Raw genomic sequence first — 16,581 nt, 5'->3', positions numbered from 1 at the left:
CGGCGATGGATAGACAGGGGTGCTTTCCATTCGCGGTGTGAGCTTTCTTTCCGGCCTGGTTCTTGCCGCCGCGCTGTCCGGCGCGGCCTGGGCGCAAACAAGCGTGCCCATCACGCGGCCAATCAAGGTGCAATGGCGCGACCAGGCGAGGTTTTCCGCGCATCTGGCGGCCGCGCAACAGGCGGTTTTGGCGCCAGGGCGCGGCGGTGTCGTCACCCAGGTGAATTTCCACTCCGGCCAGGCGGTCGCCGCCGGCGCGGTGCTGGTGGTCCTGGATGTCGCGCCCGAGCAGGCGCAGCTGGCGCTGGACCAGGCGAAGCTGGCGCAAGCGGCGCGCGCGCTCGCCCGCACCGAAAAGCTGATGGCGATCTCCGGCGCCAGCCAATCCGCCCTGGAGCAGGCGCAGGCGGTGCTGGCGGAGGACCAGGCGCAGCTGCGGCTGGACCAGGCGACGCTGGCGCAGGGAGAGATCATCGCGCCCTTCGCGGGCATTGCCGGCATCCGCGAGATTGACCCGGGCGACTATCTGCAGGCCGGGCAGAGCGTGGTGACGCTGGCGGCGCCGGGGCCGCTCAAGCTCTATTTCAGCGTCCCTCAGGCCGAGCAGGCCGGGCTGGCGCCGGGTGAGGCGCTGCGCTTCACCGCCCCGCTGGGCGACGGCGCCCAGCTCAGCGTGCCAGGGCGGCTGGTGGCCCTTGGCCCGGCGCTGGACAGCGCGAGCGATGCGCGGCCCGCCGAGGGGCGGCTGGATGGCGAAACCCCTTCACTGCTCTCCGGCATGAATGGCGTGGTCGAGATCGCCACCGGCGCGCCCGTTCCGGCGCTCCAGGTGCCCAGCACGGCGCTGACTGATTCCATGCTGGGGCCTTATGTCCTCGTGCTCTCGCCCGGCCAGGGCGGCAGCGTGGTGCACAGCCTCTATGTAAAAATCCTGGGCCGGGTGGGGGATGACAGCATCATTCAGGCGCCGGGCCTCGGCGCCGGGCAGAGCATCGTCGCACTCGGCGGCTTCCGCCTCACCGATGGCCAGCGCGTGAGCCCGCAAACGCCTTGAGCATCTGGGTGAAATTGCTGCGCCAGCCGGTGCTTGTCGGGCTGGCGGCGGCGGCGCTGGGGCTGTTTGGTCTGGCCTCTGTGGTCAGCCTGCCGGTCCGCTCCAGCCCGGTGATTCCGCCGCGCTATATCGATATCTCAACCAATTTTCCGGGCGCCGACGCGGCGACGGTGGATAAATTCGTCACCTTGCCGCTGGAAAACGCGGTCTCCGCGATCGCCGGGGTGCAATATGTCACCGGCTCGACCCAGCCGGGCAATGCCGACATCAACGCCTTCCTCGCCCCCGGCGCGGTGCCGGATACGGTGTTCGCGGAAATCCTCGCCGCCACCAATGCCGCGCGGGATAATCTGCCGGCGGCGGTGCAGCCATCGGCGTTGAAAATCGTCGGTGACGACAATGCCAATCAGGAACTCAACATCTCGGTACTGTTCCCGCCGAGCCTGAGCGCGGCGGCGGTCACCGCCTTTACCATCAGCAATATCGTGCCGCGTCTGGAGACGGTGCCGGGCATCGGCCCGGTGACGCTCTATTCCTCCCCCCCGGCGCTGCTGGTCACGGCCGATCCGCTGCGGCTGCTGGCGCAGGGCCTGACCACGGCGCAGGTCGCGCGCAGCCTCGCCGGGGCCAGCACCGTCGCCGCGGCCGGCACGCTGCGCGATGGCGCCGCCGCGATGCCGGTGAATACCGGTGGCGATCTGACCAGCCAGGACGCCCTGACGGCGTTGCCGCTGGGGGCCGGGGCGGGCGGCACCACCCGGCTGGGCGATGTCGCCAAGGCCGCGATCGGCTTTACCGATGGCGGCGGCATGGCCTGGTGGAACCGCGTGCCTTGCGTGTATGTCGCGGCCGGGGTGGCGCCGGGCGGCAACATCATCGCGGTCGCGGCGCAGCTGCGCCGGCTGGTCGGCACGCTGCAGCCGATGATGCCGCCGGGGGTGAAGCTCGTTGTCAGCTACGATCAGTCGATCGGCGTCACGGAATCGCTGCGCGATCTGGCGATGACGTTGCTGGTCACCATCCTGCTGGTCGGCGCCATCACCGTCGCCGCGCTGGGCAGCCTGCGCGCGGCGGCGGCGCCGTTCCTGGCCATTTTCCTGTCCCTGCTCGGCGCCGGGCTGGTGATGCGCGTCTGCGGCCAGAGCTTCAATCTCTTCACCATCATCGCGTTGGTGCTGGCGGTCGGGCTGGTGGTGGATGACGCGATCGTCGTCGTCGAGGATATTTTTCGTCGCACCGCCGAGGGCGCGCCGGCGCGTGAGGCGGCGGAACTGGCCATCACCCGCCTCGCGCCGGTGCTGGCGGCGATCTCCTCGACGCTGGTGGTCGCCTTTCTGCCGCTGGGCTTTCTCTCGGGCCTCACCGCCGCCTTGTTCCGGCCGTTCGCGCTGGTGCTGATCTCGGCCTTCCTGGTCTCGCTGGCGGTGGCGCTGGGCATCGTGCCCAGCATCGCGATGTGGGCGAGCCGGACTTACGTGCACAAGCCGGGCACCGGGCTGCTGGATAAAATTCGCGATGGCTATGTCCGGCGGCTCACGCCATTGCTGGACAGAACCAGGCTGGTCGCGGCGCTGGTGCTGCTGGCGGTGGCGGGCTGCGCGGTGCTGGCGGCCCTCGCCCCGCGCAATCTCGACCCCGCGCCCGATGGGCTGGATGTGAATATCTACGCCGCCGGGCCGAATGGCGCCTCGCAGGCTTATCTCAACGCCCAGGCGCTCACCATGGAGGCGCTGCTGCACCGCCTCTATCCCGGCCTGCCGGACTGGCTGGTGGCGGTGGAGTCCCAGCACGCGATTTTCGGCGGCTACACCTTCGCCACACCCGGGCAGGCGGCGCGGGCGGTTGACCGGCTCTCCGGCGCGCTCGCCGCCCTGCCGGGCCTCGCCGCCTATGTCTCGCAGGATACCGGCCTGCCCGGCGCGCAGGATCTCCCCGTGTCCGTCAACATCTCCGGCCAGGCCAGCGCCGCGCGGCTGCTCGCCATCGCCGCCAAAATGCAAAGCGCCGCCTATGCCAGCGGCGATTTCGATTTCGTACAGATCTCGCCCGGCCAGCCGCAATATCAGTACCGGCTGCGGATCAACCGGCTGCTCGCCGCCCGGCTCGGCATCAGTGAGTCGGATATCGACGAGGTGGTCAGCGCCGCGCTCTCACATGCCCAGCTCGGCCAGGTGGATGTGAGGGGCGATGCGTTGAACGTCACCCTGGCGCTGCCCGACCGGCTGCGTCCCGCCACCTTGCTGGCCTTGCTGGTGCCCACGGCGGCGGGCGGCAGCGTGCCGTTGGGCACCGTGGCGTCGCTGGTTGGGGAGGAGCTGCCCAACGCGCTCGGCTCCTGGCAGGGTCTGCCCAGTGTCAATATCCAGGCGCAGCCCCATGCCGGGGTGGCGATGAGCCGGGCGCTGGCGACGCTGCGTCGCGCCTTCGCGGCGCAGCCCACCCGCGATCTCAGCTTCGGCTATAGCGGCCCGTCGGAAACCTATCGCGAGGCGAATGCGCAGAATGCCAAGCTGTTCGCGTTCGGCCTGGCCGGGCTGTTCTTCCTGCTGGCCGCGCAGTTCCGGTCCCTGCGTGATCCCTTCGTGGTCATCGCCACCGTGCCGCTGGCCAGTCTGGGGCCGCTGATTTTGTGCCTGGCGGGCGGGGCGACGTTGAACATCGTCACCGAGATCGCGCTGCTGACGGTCTGGGGGCTGATCGCGCGTCAGGGGATCCTGTTCGTGCAGGTGGCGCATGAAGGCTCGGCGCTCGGCTTGCCCACCCGCGCCGCGGCGCTGCGCGCGGCGCGGCTGCGCTTCCGGCCGATCCTGATGATCACGCTGGCGCTGCTGGGCGGGGCGGTGCCGCTGCTGCTGGCCTCCGGCCCGCAAGCCACCATCCGCTACGATCTCGGCGCGGTGCTGGCGACCGGCATGGGTGGGGGCTTCCTGCTCTCCTTGTTCGCGGTCCCGGCTCTCTATTGCCTGCTCCATCGGCGGCGCCATGCGGGCTGAGCGCCTCCTCCTGCTGCTCGCTTTGGCCCTGGCCGGGTGCGCCCCGAACCTGCCGGCGCCGGACGTGACGGTGAAGGCCAGCGCCTATCTGCCGGGGCAGGGCGGGCAGGTGGCGGCGCTGCCTACCGATTGGTGGCAAATCTTCGACAATCCCGCCTTGGACCGGCTGGAGCAAAGCGGCCTGCGCGCCAACAGCGACATCGCCCAGGCCAGCGCCGCCCTGGCGGCGGCGCGGGACAATGCACGGGCGGCCGATGGCGCCTTTCTGCCGCAGCTTGTGCTGGGGCCGTCCGGTTATCCGGCGGTCTCCCGGCAATCCTACCCGACCGGGCCGAACGGCTACCCGCCTTATACGATCTACACCCTGGCCGGCGAGATCAGTTACGATCCCGGTCTGTTCGGGGCGCGGCATTTCACCTTCGCCAACGGCGCCGCGCTGGCCGCCTACCAGGCGGCGGAGCTGGACGCGGCGCGCCAGAGCGTCACCGGCAACATCGCCGCCGCCGCCATCGCCCTGGCGGGGGACGAGGCCCAGATCGAGACCACCAGCCGCATCATCGCCACCGAGCAGCGTCTGCTCACCCTGCTGCAGGGCGAATATGCGGATGGCGCGATTCCGCAACTCGATGTCCTGCAGCAGCAGAGCACCATCCTCGCCACCCAGGCGAGCCTGCCGGCTCTGCGCACCCAGGCGCAGCAGCAGCGCGACCGGCTGGCGGTGCTCACCGGGAGCCTGCCCGCCTCGTTCATCGCGCCGGATCCGCGCCTCGCCGCGCTGGCGTTGCCTGCCAATATTCCCGTGGTGCTGCCGAGCGCCTATCTGCGCAACCGGCCGGATATCCGCGCCGCGCTGGCGCAGGTGGCGGCCCAGCACGCGGCACTTGGCGTCGCGGTCGCGCATATGTACCCGGATCTGAGCCTCTCGGCCACGGGCGGCTATGCCGCCGAACTCACCAGCGCGCTGTTCAACACCAGCTCGGCCTTTTGGGTGCTCGCCGGCAATTTGCTGGCACCGCTTTACGAAGGCGGCACGCTGCGCGCCCATAAGCAGGCGGCGCAGGCGCAGCTGGCCGGGGCGCTCAGCGCCTATCATGGCGCCGTGCTCAACGCCTTTGCCCAGGCGGCGGATGCGTTGAGCGCGGTGCGGAATGGCCAGGACGCCCTGGCCCGCGCCAGCGCCGCCGCGCAAACCGCGGATCGCGCCTACCAGCTCGCCGCCGCGCAATACCGGCTGGGCGCGGTGGATTACACCACGGTGCTGACCGCCCAGACCCAGGCGGCGCAGGCGGCGCTGTCGCAAATCCAGGCCCGCACCACGCTGCTCGCCGCCATCGCGACGCTGCAAAGCGCCATGGCCAATTGACGTTTTTTGAGGATCATTCCGTCCACCATCCGTAAGGCAAAATCATCGGTCGTGGGCAGGCCTGTGAGAGACATTTTAATTCAAATGAATATCTCAGATTTATTGCAGTTTTTGTCTCGGTTTTTTTGAAACCAAAGCTTCCTGAAAAATTTGGTTGCGGTGCAAAAAAAATCCTGGACAGAGCCTGTGCCCCGCTGCTACTCAACCAGCCTCGTTTCAATCTTTTAAAGGAGGGGCTGATGAAATCATTTATTCTCTATCCCTCCGCCTGTGGCGCGCGCGCCGGCGTATAGCCGGCCTTTTTCTCCGCCCCTTTTTCTTTTTCATTTCATTCAGCCGGAAGGCCGACCCGTTCAGGGCCGGGAGCAACCGTGTCACTCATCGATAAGAATTCCGCGGGCCCGATGGGCCGCGTGCTGTTATTTCTGCTGCGGCTTTGGCGCCGCCATGCCTGGCTCGTCGCGATGATCGTCGCGGCGATGATCGGCGCGACGCTGACGGATGTGCTGATGCCGCTTTTCGCCGGCAAGCTGGTCACCGATGTCTCTGCCACCGGGCCGCGCCTGCGCGAAGCGCACGCGGCGCTGGTGACGGTCGGCATCATGGCCGGGCTCGGCGCCTCGCAGACGCTGCTGCGCAATATCGTGTTTCGCGGCGTGGTCGCGCTCAGCCTGCGCAACATGGCTGAATCCGCGCAGGAGGCCTTCAACCGCGTGCAGCGTTTCTCTTCGGACTGGCACGCCAACAGCTTCGCCGGCTCGGTCCAGCGCAAGATCACCCGCGGCATGTGGGCGATCGACATGCTGAACGACACGCTGCTGGTGGCGCTGCTGCCGGCCTTGTGCGTGTTGGGTGGCACCGCGGCGGTGCTGGGCTGGCGCTGGCCGGTGATGGGCGGGCTGCTGGCTGGTGGTGCCCTGCTTTATATCACGCTGGCCACGGTGCTCTCGGTGGCCTGGGTGGCGCCCGCGGCCCAGCTCTCCAATCGCTGGGATACAAGGGTCGGCGGCGCCCTCGCGGATGCGATCTCCTGCAACGCGGTGGTGAAGGCCTTCGGCGCGGAAGTCCGTGAGGACGAGATTCTGCGCGGTGTGCTGGCGAAATGGGCCGCGCGTACCCGCCGCACCTGGATCCGCGGCACCAATTCCGGCACCATTCAGGGCGTGGCGCTGCTGCTGCTGCGCACCGGCGTCACCTCGCTCGCGGTCTGGCTCTGGTGGAGCGGCCGCGCCTCGCCCGGCGACATCGCGACCGTGCTCACCGCCTACTTTGTTATCCACGGCTATCTGCGCGATATCGGCTTTCACATCTCGAATCTGCAACGCGGCGTGAACGATATGGAGGAGCTGGTGGCGCTGCACGGCCAAAGGCTGGGGGTGGAGGATGCGCCCGACGCGCGGCCAATCCGCATCGGCAATGGCGAGATCGTCTTCGATCGGGTCGGGTTCCGCTACGGGCCGCACGCCTTGCCGTTGTTCGAGGATTTTTCACTGCGCATCGCGGCGGGCGAGCGGGTCGGGCTGGTCGGCCATTCCGGCTCGGGCAAGACCAGTTTCGTCAAGCTGTTGCAGCGCCTGCACGATGTCAGCGCCGGCGCGATCAGGATCGACGGGCAGGATATCCGCGCTGTCCGCCAGGCCAGCCTGCGCGCCAATCTCGCCATCGTGGCGCAGGAGCCGATCCTGTTTCATCGCTCGCTGGCGGATAACATCGCCTATGCCCGGCCCGGCGCCAGCCTGGCGGAGATCGAGCAGGCCGCCTGGCTCGCCAACGCGCATGAGTTCATCGCCCGGCTGCCGCGCGGCTACCAGACGCTGGTCGGCGAGCGCGGGGTGAAGCTCTCTGGCGGTGAGCGCCAGCGTGTCGCCATCGCCCGCGCCTTCCTGGCGAATGCCCCGATCCTGATTCTCGACGAGGCGACGGCCAGCCTGGATTCCGAATCCGAGGCTTTGATTCAGGAAGCGATGGAACGGCTGATGACCGGCCGCACCGTGATCGTCATCGCGCATCGTCTCTCCACCGTGCGCGCGCTGGATCGGATCCTGGTGTTCGATCGCGGCCGGCTGGCGGAGGAAGGGCCGCATGAGGCGTTGTTGGCGCGTGAGGGCGGCATCTATCGCCGGCTGTTCGAACGCCAAGCGATGGGCTTGTTGCCTGTCGAATCCTGAGCCGGCGGCAATCCCTGACGTCATCGCCCGGCCGCTCAGTGGCGCGGCCGGGCGATGACGCGCGCAGCGCAGGTTTGGATGGGCGCGGCAGCGTCACGATAAACACATGAAAATTCTGGCCAAAACAGAAGCCGGCCGGAGGATCGCCGCGTTTGGCGCTGTTTGACAAGATTTTGGCATGTGCCGGCGTTCATCGCCGCGCCATGAAGCTGCCATTCTGCGGGCTGCAGTGGGAAACCTCCCACCGCCCTGAGCGAAACAAAGCGCGGACGGATCTCGCGCGCGAAAAGAATGGGAGCCTCGAAAATGGATTTATACAAGATTGGCTTGGCCGGTCTTTGCGGCTGGCTGGCGGTGGCCGGCAGCGCGATGGCGCTCACCCCGCCGGCGGGCATCGAAATTGACGGCGCCTGGCTGGGAAAACTCACTCTTTCCGGCGGCGCGGATGGGTATGGCTTCGTGCAGAGCGGCACCAGCCACGCGGCCTTTAACGGCAACAACATCACCGGCACCAGGCTGGCGAACGCGTTGATCGAGCTGCAGAAACCGGCGGGGCTGGTGCAGTTCAACCTCGCCATCGGCGCCAATACCGGCGCCATGCCGCTGGGCAGCGCGCCGCTTCAGGCCAGTGTCAACAGCCTGGCGACCGGGCCGCTTTATTACGGCTATCTGACCATCGCCCCGCCGGGCAGCCCGGTGACACTCTCTGCCGGACAGCTGATTTCACTGGAAGGATTCGAAGCCGGCACGGACTGGTATAATTTCAACCTGTTCACCAGCGCGCTGTTTTACACGCAGAGTTCGATGTTCCGCGGCGCCGAGCTCAACTATGCCAGCAAGGCGCTGAACGCCACGATCGCCTGGGGCGATGGCTATGAGACGGGGGTGTTCAACACGATGCAGGCGGTGGCGACCTACCAGTTGCCGCACGGGCAATCCATCGCCGCCTATTATGCGGGGGCGCTCGGGCGGGTTGGGCTGAACGCCAAAACCTATGCTGGTACCGGTTCTTATGGAGATCCCGCGCATTTCGCCACGGTTGGCACCGCCGGCCCAAACTATGCCAATTCGCAGATGTTCGGCGCCTATTACACATTTAGTGACGGCGCGCTGAGCCTCACCCCGGAAATCCAGTATCAATATGCCAAGGCGGATGCGCGGCTGGCCCAGCCCGGCGCCGCGGCGATGCGCAAATTCTCCAGCATGTTCGGCGCCGCGCTGTTCGCGGATTATCCAATCGCCAACACACCTTACGAGATCGGTGGTTTTGCGGAATATTTCACCAGCAACGGGCCGGATACCTGGTTCATCGCACCGGGGGCGCGCGGGGTGGGCTTTGCCATCACCCCAAGCTGGCAGCATAAGGATCTCTTCGTGCGTGCCTCCGCCGGCTACATGCACCTGCTCAACGGCTCCTATGCCGGCAACGGGCAGGTTGGCGCCTTCGGCAATCAAGCCGGGGGGCGCGATGTGGTGCAGGGCCTGCTTGAGGCGGGGGTCTTGTTTTGAGCAACATCCGGTCAAACGCCATCGTTTGACCGGATAAAGCTGCGCGCTCAATCAAAGCTGAATCACACTGGCCACAGCGGCCGGGCCGCAGGCCGGCCCGCCGTATTTCTTTGTAAACTTCACCACAAGGATGCCTGGACTTATGAACGATCCACGCCTGGAATTCGCTTTCGAGATCAACGCCGCGCTTGCACCGCCGCTGGATGGCGGCCCAGGCCGCCACGGGCACAGGCGCATCAACCCGATCACCGGCGGATGGGTGCGGGGGCCGCGCCTGCAAGGGCGCGTGCTGCCCGGCGGGGCGGATTATGAATGGGTGCGCGCGAATGGCTGTTCGGTGCTGGATGCTCATTATGTGTTGCAGGCCGAGGACGGCACGCCGATCTATATCCGCAATCAAGGCCTGTTCATCGCCGATGCGGCGCTGCTGCGGCGTTTGGATGCGGGCGAGAGCGTCGACGAGGCCGCCTATTATTTCCGCTGTGCGCCCCGGTTCGAGGCGCCGGAAGGGCCGCATGGCTGGCTGAGCGAGCGTCTCTTCATCGGCAGCGGCGCCTTCCGGCATGATCACGTCCTGATCAAGATTTTTGAAATTCTTTGATGAAGTCTTGAGTTTCAGGAACGCCAAATGTTGGTGCAAAGTCTCATCGAAACGCCATCAACCGCCGATATCAACGCATGAATCCGGCGCCATGATCGACCGATATGGGTCCAATGAGCACCGGGTTCATCGCGGCGTAGGCGGTGTGGCGCTGCCGTCCGTATAGGCTGCGCGTTTCGAGAGGCGGGCCTTACAGGCCAGGTTGCGCCGCCTGGCGCATGGCGCGGGGCGATTTGCCGGTCCAGCCGCGGCAGGCGCGCGAGAAGCCGGAAAGTTCGCTATAGCCGAGCCGCGCGGCGATCTGCTTCATCGGCAAGCCGGGATTATCCAGCATGGTTTCCGCGAGTCCACGCCGCTCCTCCTCCAGCAGCAGGCGGAAATTCAGCCGCTCATCCTGCAGCCGCCTTTGCAGCGTGCGCACGGAAAATCCCAGCTCCCGGGCAACATCATGCAGCGTCACCGGCCCGCGCCCCAGCAAATGCCGGATCGTCGCGCGCAGGCTCTCGCCCAGGCTGGAGGGCTGGCTTTCGCGCGCCAGCAAATCCTCCAGATGCCGCAGCACCACCGGCCGCAAGGAGGGGGTGGCCAAAGGGTTGGAGCGCGTGACATCGGCGGCGGCGATGATGATCCGGCTCTCCGAGAGGCCGAAATGCACCGGCGCGCGGAAAATCTGCCGCAACGCCGCCTCCCGCCCCTGGCCGGCATGGGCGAATTGCACCTCCAGCGGGCTCCAGTTGCGCGACAGGAAGCCGCGGATGAAGCTGATCGCGCTGGCGGCGGTCATTTCGGTGTCCTGGCAGCGCATCGGCACCGCGGGGTCGTGAATCCGGTAGCTGAGCACGCACAGCCCATCGCGCTGCTCCACCCGCATCTGCGTATGGCTCTGAATCAGCGGCGCGAATTTCGGATAATGGGCGAAAATATCCGCGAGGCTGGAGCTGGCGCTGAACAGCGCGCCAAACGGCCCGGCCTGGTCCGCCTTATAGGTCATCCCGATCCGCGCCCCCAGACAGGGATCGCCACTCAGCGCCGCCGCCTGTTCGATCAATAAGGAGGCGGTTTCCAGCCTGATCCAACGATAAGGGTCGCTGATCATGGCAGGATCGATGCCATAACGGTCGAGCAGCGCCCGGCGCAAATCAGGCGGCACCTGCGGGTGTTCGATGAAAGGTTGCAACGTGATCGCGCGGATCCGCGATTCGGCTGGTTTTGGCACGGACAATTTATCATTCCTTCCTGCGGTAAACCGCGGATGGTGTTTTCTCCCGGTTCTTCGTCTTATCCCCCCGGCGCGCAAACGCAATATGGGGGCTGGGGAGGCTGGCGTGTTTTGACAAGTTTTTGGCGCGGGCTCCCGCTCCCCCCGGCGCCGGGCGGCGTTAGGCTTGGCCCCTGATCCGTGGAAACATAACAATGAGGCGGGGTTCATGAGTGAAATAATCGAGCAGGTTGAGCCGGGGGCTCCCTCCATTCTGATCGCAACATCCGATGCCGGGCTGAAGCGCGGCGCTATCGGCCTGGCGGAAGCCTTCGCCTCGACCTTGGCGAATATCGCGCCCGCGGAGGCGATTTTCTCGCTGATCGGGCTGATCGCCGCCTTCATGGGCAGCTTCACGCCCTGGACCTTCCTCATCACCGGCTTCGCCATTGCCGCAACGGGCTGGAATCTCTCGGAATTCGCCGTGCGGGTGCCGAGCGCCGGCAGCTTCATCGGCTTCATCTATCATGGCGGCAACGCCATACGCCCTGGCTATGGCCGCTTCACCAGCGCCCTGACCTTCTATCTCGGCATTCTCGGCGGGCCGATCACCTTGGCCTCGGTCTCGGTGTTTCTGGGCTCCTGGGTGCAGACCGCGCTGGGCTTGCCGAACATCTGGTGGCTGATCATCGCCTTGGCGGGGATCGTCCTCAGCGTGCCGGTCTTGCTGCGCGGCATCGCCGCCTCCACCCATGCCGCCTTCGTGCTGTTCCTAGTCGAGGCGGTGGGGCTGATCCTGTTTTCCGTCATCGTGCTGGCGCATTCCGGTCCGGCGCTGGCCGCGCCGTTGCATCCGGCGGGGGGCATGCCCGGCGGGTTCGCCGGGCTCAACGGCATCGTCTTCACCGCCGCCTTGTTCAGCTATGTCGGCTGGGAGAATTCCGGCAGCCTGGGCGAGGAGTTGCGCCACCCCCGCCGCAACGTGCCGATCGCGGTGATCGGCTCCATCGCCATCATCGGCTTGCTGTATATTCTGGTGACCTGGGCGGTGGTGTCTGGCTATGCCGCCTGGCATGGCGCCGGCCCCGGCATGACCCGCCTTGCCGACCCCACCAATGCGGCGCCCTTCATTGAGCTCACCGACCATTACCTGCCCTGGTTCCATTGGGTGATGGTGTTCATCGGCCTGAGCAGCGCCATCGGCTGCTATGTCGCATCGGTTACCGCGGTGTCCCGCTGGACCTATGCCGCCGCGCGTGGCGGCTTGCTGCCCGCCCCCTTCGCGCGGGTAAGCGCCATCTCCCGCGCCCCCGTGATGTCGATTTTGATCTGGACCCTGCTGATCGGCTTTTTCGTGATCGCCGCCTATTTCCTGTTCAACGGCGATGCGGTCACCGGCACGGGCTATCTGGCCGGCATCGGCGCCGCGCCGATCACGGTTGGCTATTTCCTGATGGCCTTGCTCTGCCCCGTGTTCATCTGGCGGACGGACCGGGCGCGGTTTGGGTTGTTTCGGCATGTCCTGCCGGCCCTGATCGGTGTTGTCACCATTGGCAACGGGCTCTACCAGGCGGTCTCGCCTTACCAGCCCCCGCCGGCCAACCGGTTCTGGATTTATATCGGCGGCATTTTCGTGCTCGCGCTCGCCGCCACGATCTACAAATTAGCCACGCGAGGGGCCGCGATCGACCGGCTTGGCTATGTCGTCCCGGAGGATGAAGCGTAATGACCAGCTTTGCAGATATCATAATTTGTAATAGCCATATATTGCGCCCCGATGGGCTGGGCTGGCGCGAGGATGCGGATTGCCTGGCGCTGGCCGGCGGCAAGATTTGCGCGCTCGGACGGGCGGCGGAGATGGCGGCCTGGCGCGGCCCGGGGACCGAGACGATCGATCTGGCCGGCGGCTATCTGACCCCCGGCCTGGTCGATGGCCATGCCCACCCGATCCAGGGGCATGATCTGCAGATCGGGCTGGATCTGGCCGAGGTCCGCGACGCGGCGGAGCTGCGTGCCGCCCTGGCGCGGGCAGCGGCCGCGCTGCCGCCGGACGCCTGGCTGCAAGGCCACGGGCTGGACCCCTCGCTGCTGGCGCAAGCCGGGCATCCGGCGGATATGCTGGATGAGGCTGCCGGCGGCCGGCCGGTGTTTCTGCTGTTCTTCGATTATCATGGCGCCATGGTCAGCCGCGCGGCGCTGGCCCTGGCCGGCATCGCCGGGCCGCGCCGCTTTGCCAGCGGGGCGCAAATTCTCTGCGATGCGGCGGGCCGCCCCACCGGCAGCTTGCTGGAGACGGAGGCGGTGGAGCTGGTCCGTGCCGTGCTGCCGCGCCTGGACCAGGCGGCGCGCCTGGCCTCGATGCGCACCTTGTTCGAGCGCATGGCCGCCGCCGGCCTGACCGGCATGCATGTGATGGACGCCAATGGCGACAGTCTGGATTGTTTTGAAGCGCTGGAGGCGCAAGCAAAGCTGCCCTTGCGCTTTCATATTCTTCCCTGGGTGAATCCCGGTGCCACGCGCGCGGCGCTGGAGGCGGTTCTGGCTCTGCAGAGCCGCGCCGGCCGGCTCTGGCGGGTCTGCGGGGCGAAATTCTTCATCGACGGCACCATCGATGCCGGCACCGCCTGGCTGCATGAGCCGGACACGCAGGGCGGCTCCACCGGACCGCATTGGCCTTCCCCGGAGGCCTATAGCGAGGCGGTGCGGTTTTTCGGCGAGCGGGGGGTGCACACCGCCACCCATGCGATCGGCGACAAGGCGGTGCGGCACGTGCTGGATACGCTGGCCAGCCTGCCGGCGCCGATCAGAGCGGCGGCGCGCCACCGGGTGGAGCATATCGAAACCCTGCCCGATGAGGATATCGGCCGGTTCGCTTCGTTGCAGGTGTTGCCTTCGATGCAGCCCTCTCACGCGGTGCGCTATGCCAGCGCTGATCTGAGCGATCCGTGGTCGCAGCGTCTGGGGCCGGTGCGCGCGGCGCGCGGCTGGCGCACCGCCGACATCGCCGCGACAGATGTGCCTCTGGTGCTCGGCTCTGACTGGCCGATCGCCCCGTATGATGCGCGTGAGATCCTGGCCTGTGCGGTGGCGCGCCGGCTGCCGGGGCGCGCGCTGCCGCCCGTGGGCGCGGATCAAACCCTCTCGCGTGCCGCGGCGCTGGCCGGTTTGACCCGCCATACCGCCTATGCGGTGCAGGAGGAGACCAGGCTGGGCGCGGTGCTGCCGGGCTATGACGCGGATCTGACGGGATTTTCCGTCGATCCGCTCAATGCCGGTATCGATGAGCTGGGAACGGCGCCGTTCCGGGTGACATTGAGCGACGGTCAGGTGACGCATCGCCTGGCTGAGTGACAAAACCGAAACGCCCTGGGTGCCGCCTTTTTAAAAACAGGTGCTGGATGGACAGGGGCTGTTTGTAAAAAGCCCCCTTACCGCCAAAAACTTTTGTAAATTCTTTAGCCTGTTTGTTTAAACAATCGCTAGAGCAATATGTGTTTAGGTTGACGCGCCAGCGTCAAAATAAACACATGAAATTGCTCGCTAAAACACAGTTTAGAGCATCAAGCTAAAAGCTTGATGCTCTAAATGCCGGGAAGGTTGAGCTTCACCCTCACGCCCCCCGCCTCCGATGCCCCGACCATCATCGTGCCGCCATGCAACGCCACCACCGCATTGACCAGGGGCAGGCCGAGGCCGTAGCCGCCAGCTTGCCGGGTCGGGTCGAGCTGGACGAAGCGCAGCATCACGCGCTCGCGCTGCGCGGCCGGGATGCCCTGGCCATCATCGCTGAGGGTGATGGCGATCTCCCCCTCGCGGCGCCGGGCCGAGAGCCGCGCCGTCTTCGCGCCTTCGGCATGGATCAGGATATTGTCGAGAAGATTGGCGATGGCCTGGTTGATCAGATCGCGGTCGCCCAGTAGCTGCAGCCCCGGCTCGATCTGCGCCTGCAGCGCAAGCCCGCCATCCGCCATGGCGGGCTCATAGCTCTCGACGAGGGTTTCCAGCAACGCCGTCAGGTCCAGCGTTTGAAACCGCGCCCGCCGCGCCCCGGCTTCGATTTCCGCCAGACGCAGCAGCGCCGAGAAAATCGCCAGCGCCTGGTCGAGCTGGGCGATCGCCTCGTCGCACACGGCGCGGAAGCGCTCATCTTCCATCCGCGCGCGCGAAAGTTCGAGATGCTCGCGCAGCCGGGCCAGAGGCGAGCGCAGATCATGGCTGATATCATTGGTGACCTGGCGCAGATTTTCCATCAGCTGCTGGATGCGCGCCAGCGCCTGGTTCACCTCCCTGGCCAGACGGTCGAACTCATCCTCATGCCGGCTCAGCGCGATGCGCTGGGTGAGGTCGCCGGCGACGATGTCGTGCAGCGTGCGGGTGAACCCATCGAGGCGGCGGGTGGTGGCGCGGCCGATCAGCAGGCTGATGATCAGCCCCAGCGCCATGATGGTGCCGAACACGCCGAGGAAGGAGCGGGCGATCAGGCTTTTCAGCGTCATCAGCGCGCTGGCATCGGCGGCGATGAACAGGCGCTCGCCATGCGGCAGGTTCAGCACGCTGCCGCGGATCGCCAGAACATGCGGCGGCAGGCCGAGATCCGGCGCGCCGGGCAGCGTCTTCGGCCCGGTCCAGTGTGCCGCGACCTCAGGGGCGGGGCGGAAATTTCCGGCCAGCCAGGTGCCGTCCGGCGCCAGCGCGGCATAGAGCAGGCCGCTGCCCTCGGCCAGCGTGGCGCGGACATTCCAGGCCACACCGCGTTGATTGGCGGCGATGTCGGCGGAGATGTCGGCTTGCGCGGCGGCGACGCGCGCATCGATCTGGTCGCGCCAGCTGGATTCGGTGGCGTGGTGGACAATGGCGAACACCAGCAGCGCCCCGGCCAGGCAGACCAGCACCACGCCCCAGGCGAGCCGGATCCCCGGAACCCGCCAGACCCGGTTAAGCCACATCCAGCCTGTACCCGGCGCCGCGATAAGTATGGATCAAGGGCGGTGAGAAGCCCTGGTCGATCTTGCCGCGCAGCCGGCTGATCTGCGCCTCGACGATGCTGGTCTGCGGGGTGAAGTGAAAGCCCCAGACATCTTCCAGCAACATGGTCTTGGTGACCACCTGGCCGCGATGGCGGAACAGATATTCCAGCACCTCATATTCGCGCGGCTTCAGCGTGATCCGCTGCCCCGCTCGCCAGACGCTGCGGGTGGTGCGCTCCAGCTCCAGATCCGCGATCCGCAGCCGCGTCGTTGGCGCGGGGGTACGGGCGCGGCGGGCGAGGGCGCCGAGGCGGGCGGAAAGCTCCGGCAGGGCGTAGGGTTTGACCATGTAGTCATCGCCGCCGGCGCGCAGCCCCTCCAGCCGGTCATCCAGCCCGCCAAGGGCGGTGAGAAACAAAGCCGGGGTGTGGATGCCGGCCCCGCGCAGCGTCTGCAGCAGGGCCAGCCCGTCCAGCCCGGGGAGCATGCGGTCGATGATCAGCACGTCGAAACTGCCGGCGGCGGCGGCGAGCAGCCCGGCCCGGCCATCGGCGGCGAGCTCGATCTCGTGGCCCTCCGGCGCCAGCCCGGCGCGCAGATTGGCCGCCGCCTGGGCGTCATCCTCGATCAGCAGGAGTTTCATGCCGCCCAGCCTGCCGCGCGCGGCCCTGACTGGCAATTCGGCCGGGGGCCAGCGCAAAAATTAAATTCCTGCATAGTTGGCGATA

General features: G+C 66.9%; 11 protein-coding genes. 8 read left to right on the top strand and 3 right to left on the bottom strand.

The annotated features are described in order from the left end of the window. Positions 1-19 precede the first annotated feature (19 nt). The 6 genes from ACZ46S_RS09100 (at position 20) to ACZ46S_RS09075 (ending at position 9,688) form a co-directional block, all read left to right on the top strand. Entirely contained in the window at positions 20-1,054 is a 1,035-nt protein-coding gene (locus ACZ46S_RS09100; RefSeq protein WP_464064248.1) for an efflux RND transporter periplasmic adaptor subunit, read from the top strand. Next, on the top strand, positions 1,051-4,047 hold the full coding sequence (locus ACZ46S_RS09095; RefSeq protein WP_464064247.1) for an efflux RND transporter permease subunit: 2,997 nt from the start codon (positions 1,051-1,053) through the stop codon (positions 4,045-4,047). Before ACZ46S_RS09100 ends, ACZ46S_RS09095 begins: the two co-directional genes overlap by 4 nt. Next, the gene (locus tag ACZ46S_RS09090) at positions 4,037-5,410 is read left to right on the top strand and encodes an efflux transporter outer membrane subunit (protein ID WP_464064246.1); all 1,374 of its coding nucleotides are present in this window, start codon (positions 4,037-4,039) and stop codon (positions 5,408-5,410) included. The genes ACZ46S_RS09095 and ACZ46S_RS09090 overlap by 11 nt, the downstream gene beginning before the upstream one ends. A 404-nt stretch (positions 5,411-5,814) precedes the next feature. Then, a complete protein-coding gene (locus tag ACZ46S_RS09085) occupies positions 5,815-7,578 on the top strand; it encodes an ABC transporter ATP-binding protein (protein WP_464064274.1) in 1,764 nt (587 codons plus the stop codon). A gap of 306 nt (positions 7,579-7,884) precedes the next feature. After that, positions 7,885-9,087: an outer membrane beta-barrel protein gene (locus ACZ46S_RS09080; RefSeq protein ID WP_464064245.1), complete on the top strand. Its 1,203-nt coding sequence runs from the start codon at positions 7,885-7,887 to the stop codon at positions 9,085-9,087. A 142-nt stretch (positions 9,088-9,229) separates the two neighbouring features. Next, positions 9,230-9,688, top strand: coding sequence for a DUF3237 domain-containing protein (locus ACZ46S_RS09075; RefSeq protein WP_464064244.1), 459 nt, complete (start codon positions 9,230-9,232; stop codon positions 9,686-9,688). Positions 9,689-9,878: 190 nt separating this feature from the next. Here the strand turns inward: ACZ46S_RS09075 and ACZ46S_RS09070 are convergent, their stop codons facing one another. Further along, positions 9,879-10,904, bottom strand: a complete 1,026-nt coding sequence (locus tag ACZ46S_RS09070) for an AraC family transcriptional regulator (protein ID WP_464064243.1) — start codon at positions 10,902-10,904, stop codon at positions 9,879-9,881. Between the two features lie 211 nt (positions 10,905-11,115). Here ACZ46S_RS09070 and ACZ46S_RS09065 point away from each other — a divergent pair, with 211 nt between their 5' ends. After that, a complete protein-coding gene (locus tag ACZ46S_RS09065) occupies positions 11,116-12,612 on the top strand; it encodes an APC family permease (RefSeq protein WP_464064242.1) in 1,497 nt (498 codons plus the stop codon). Between the two features lie 41 nt (positions 12,613-12,653). Continuing rightward, on the top strand, positions 12,654-14,237 hold the full coding sequence (locus ACZ46S_RS09060; RefSeq protein WP_464064241.1) for an amidohydrolase: 1,584 nt from the start codon (positions 12,654-12,656) through the stop codon (positions 14,235-14,237). A gap of 230 nt (positions 14,238-14,467) precedes the next feature. Here the strand turns inward: ACZ46S_RS09060 and ACZ46S_RS09055 are convergent, their stop codons facing one another. Beyond that, the gene (locus tag ACZ46S_RS09055) at positions 14,468-15,832 is read right to left on the bottom strand and encodes a sensor histidine kinase (RefSeq protein ID WP_464064240.1); all 1,365 of its coding nucleotides are present in this window, start codon (positions 15,830-15,832) and stop codon (positions 14,468-14,470) included. Continuing rightward, entirely contained in the window at positions 15,822-16,496 is a 675-nt protein-coding gene (locus ACZ46S_RS09050; protein WP_464064239.1) for a winged helix-turn-helix domain-containing protein, read from the bottom strand. The genes ACZ46S_RS09055 and ACZ46S_RS09050 overlap by 11 nt, the downstream gene beginning before the upstream one ends. Between the last annotated feature and the right edge of the window lie 85 nt (positions 16,497-16,581).

The organism is Acidocella aluminiidurans, assembly GCF_055383125.1.
Note: the sequence above shows the minus strand (reverse complement) of the source record. Positions and strands in the feature narration are given on the sequence as shown.

Excerpts from the sequence above, each read along its gene's own strand:
- ACZ46S_RS09055 (WP_464064240.1), bottom strand. The coding sequence starts at position 15,832 with ATGTGGCTTAACCGGGTCTGGCGGGTTCCGGGGATCCGGCTCGCCTGG.
- ACZ46S_RS09065 (WP_464064242.1), top strand. The coding sequence starts at position 11,116 with ATGAGTGAAATAATCGAGCAGGTTGAGCCGGGGGCTCCCTCCATTCTG.
- ACZ46S_RS09080 (WP_464064245.1), top strand. The coding sequence starts at position 7,885 with ATGGATTTATACAAGATTGGCTTGGCCGGTCTTTGCGGCTGGCTGGCG.
- ACZ46S_RS09050 (WP_464064239.1), bottom strand. The coding sequence starts at position 16,496 with ATGAAACTCCTGCTGATCGAGGATGACGCCCAGGCGGCGGCCAATCTG.
- ACZ46S_RS09085 (WP_464064274.1), top strand. The coding sequence starts at position 5,815 with ATGGGCCGCGTGCTGTTATTTCTGCTGCGGCTTTGGCGCCGCCATGCC.
- ACZ46S_RS09090 (WP_464064246.1), top strand. The coding sequence starts at position 4,037 with ATGCGGGCTGAGCGCCTCCTCCTGCTGCTCGCTTTGGCCCTGGCCGGG.
- ACZ46S_RS09075 (WP_464064244.1), top strand. The coding sequence starts at position 9,230 with ATGAACGATCCACGCCTGGAATTCGCTTTCGAGATCAACGCCGCGCTT.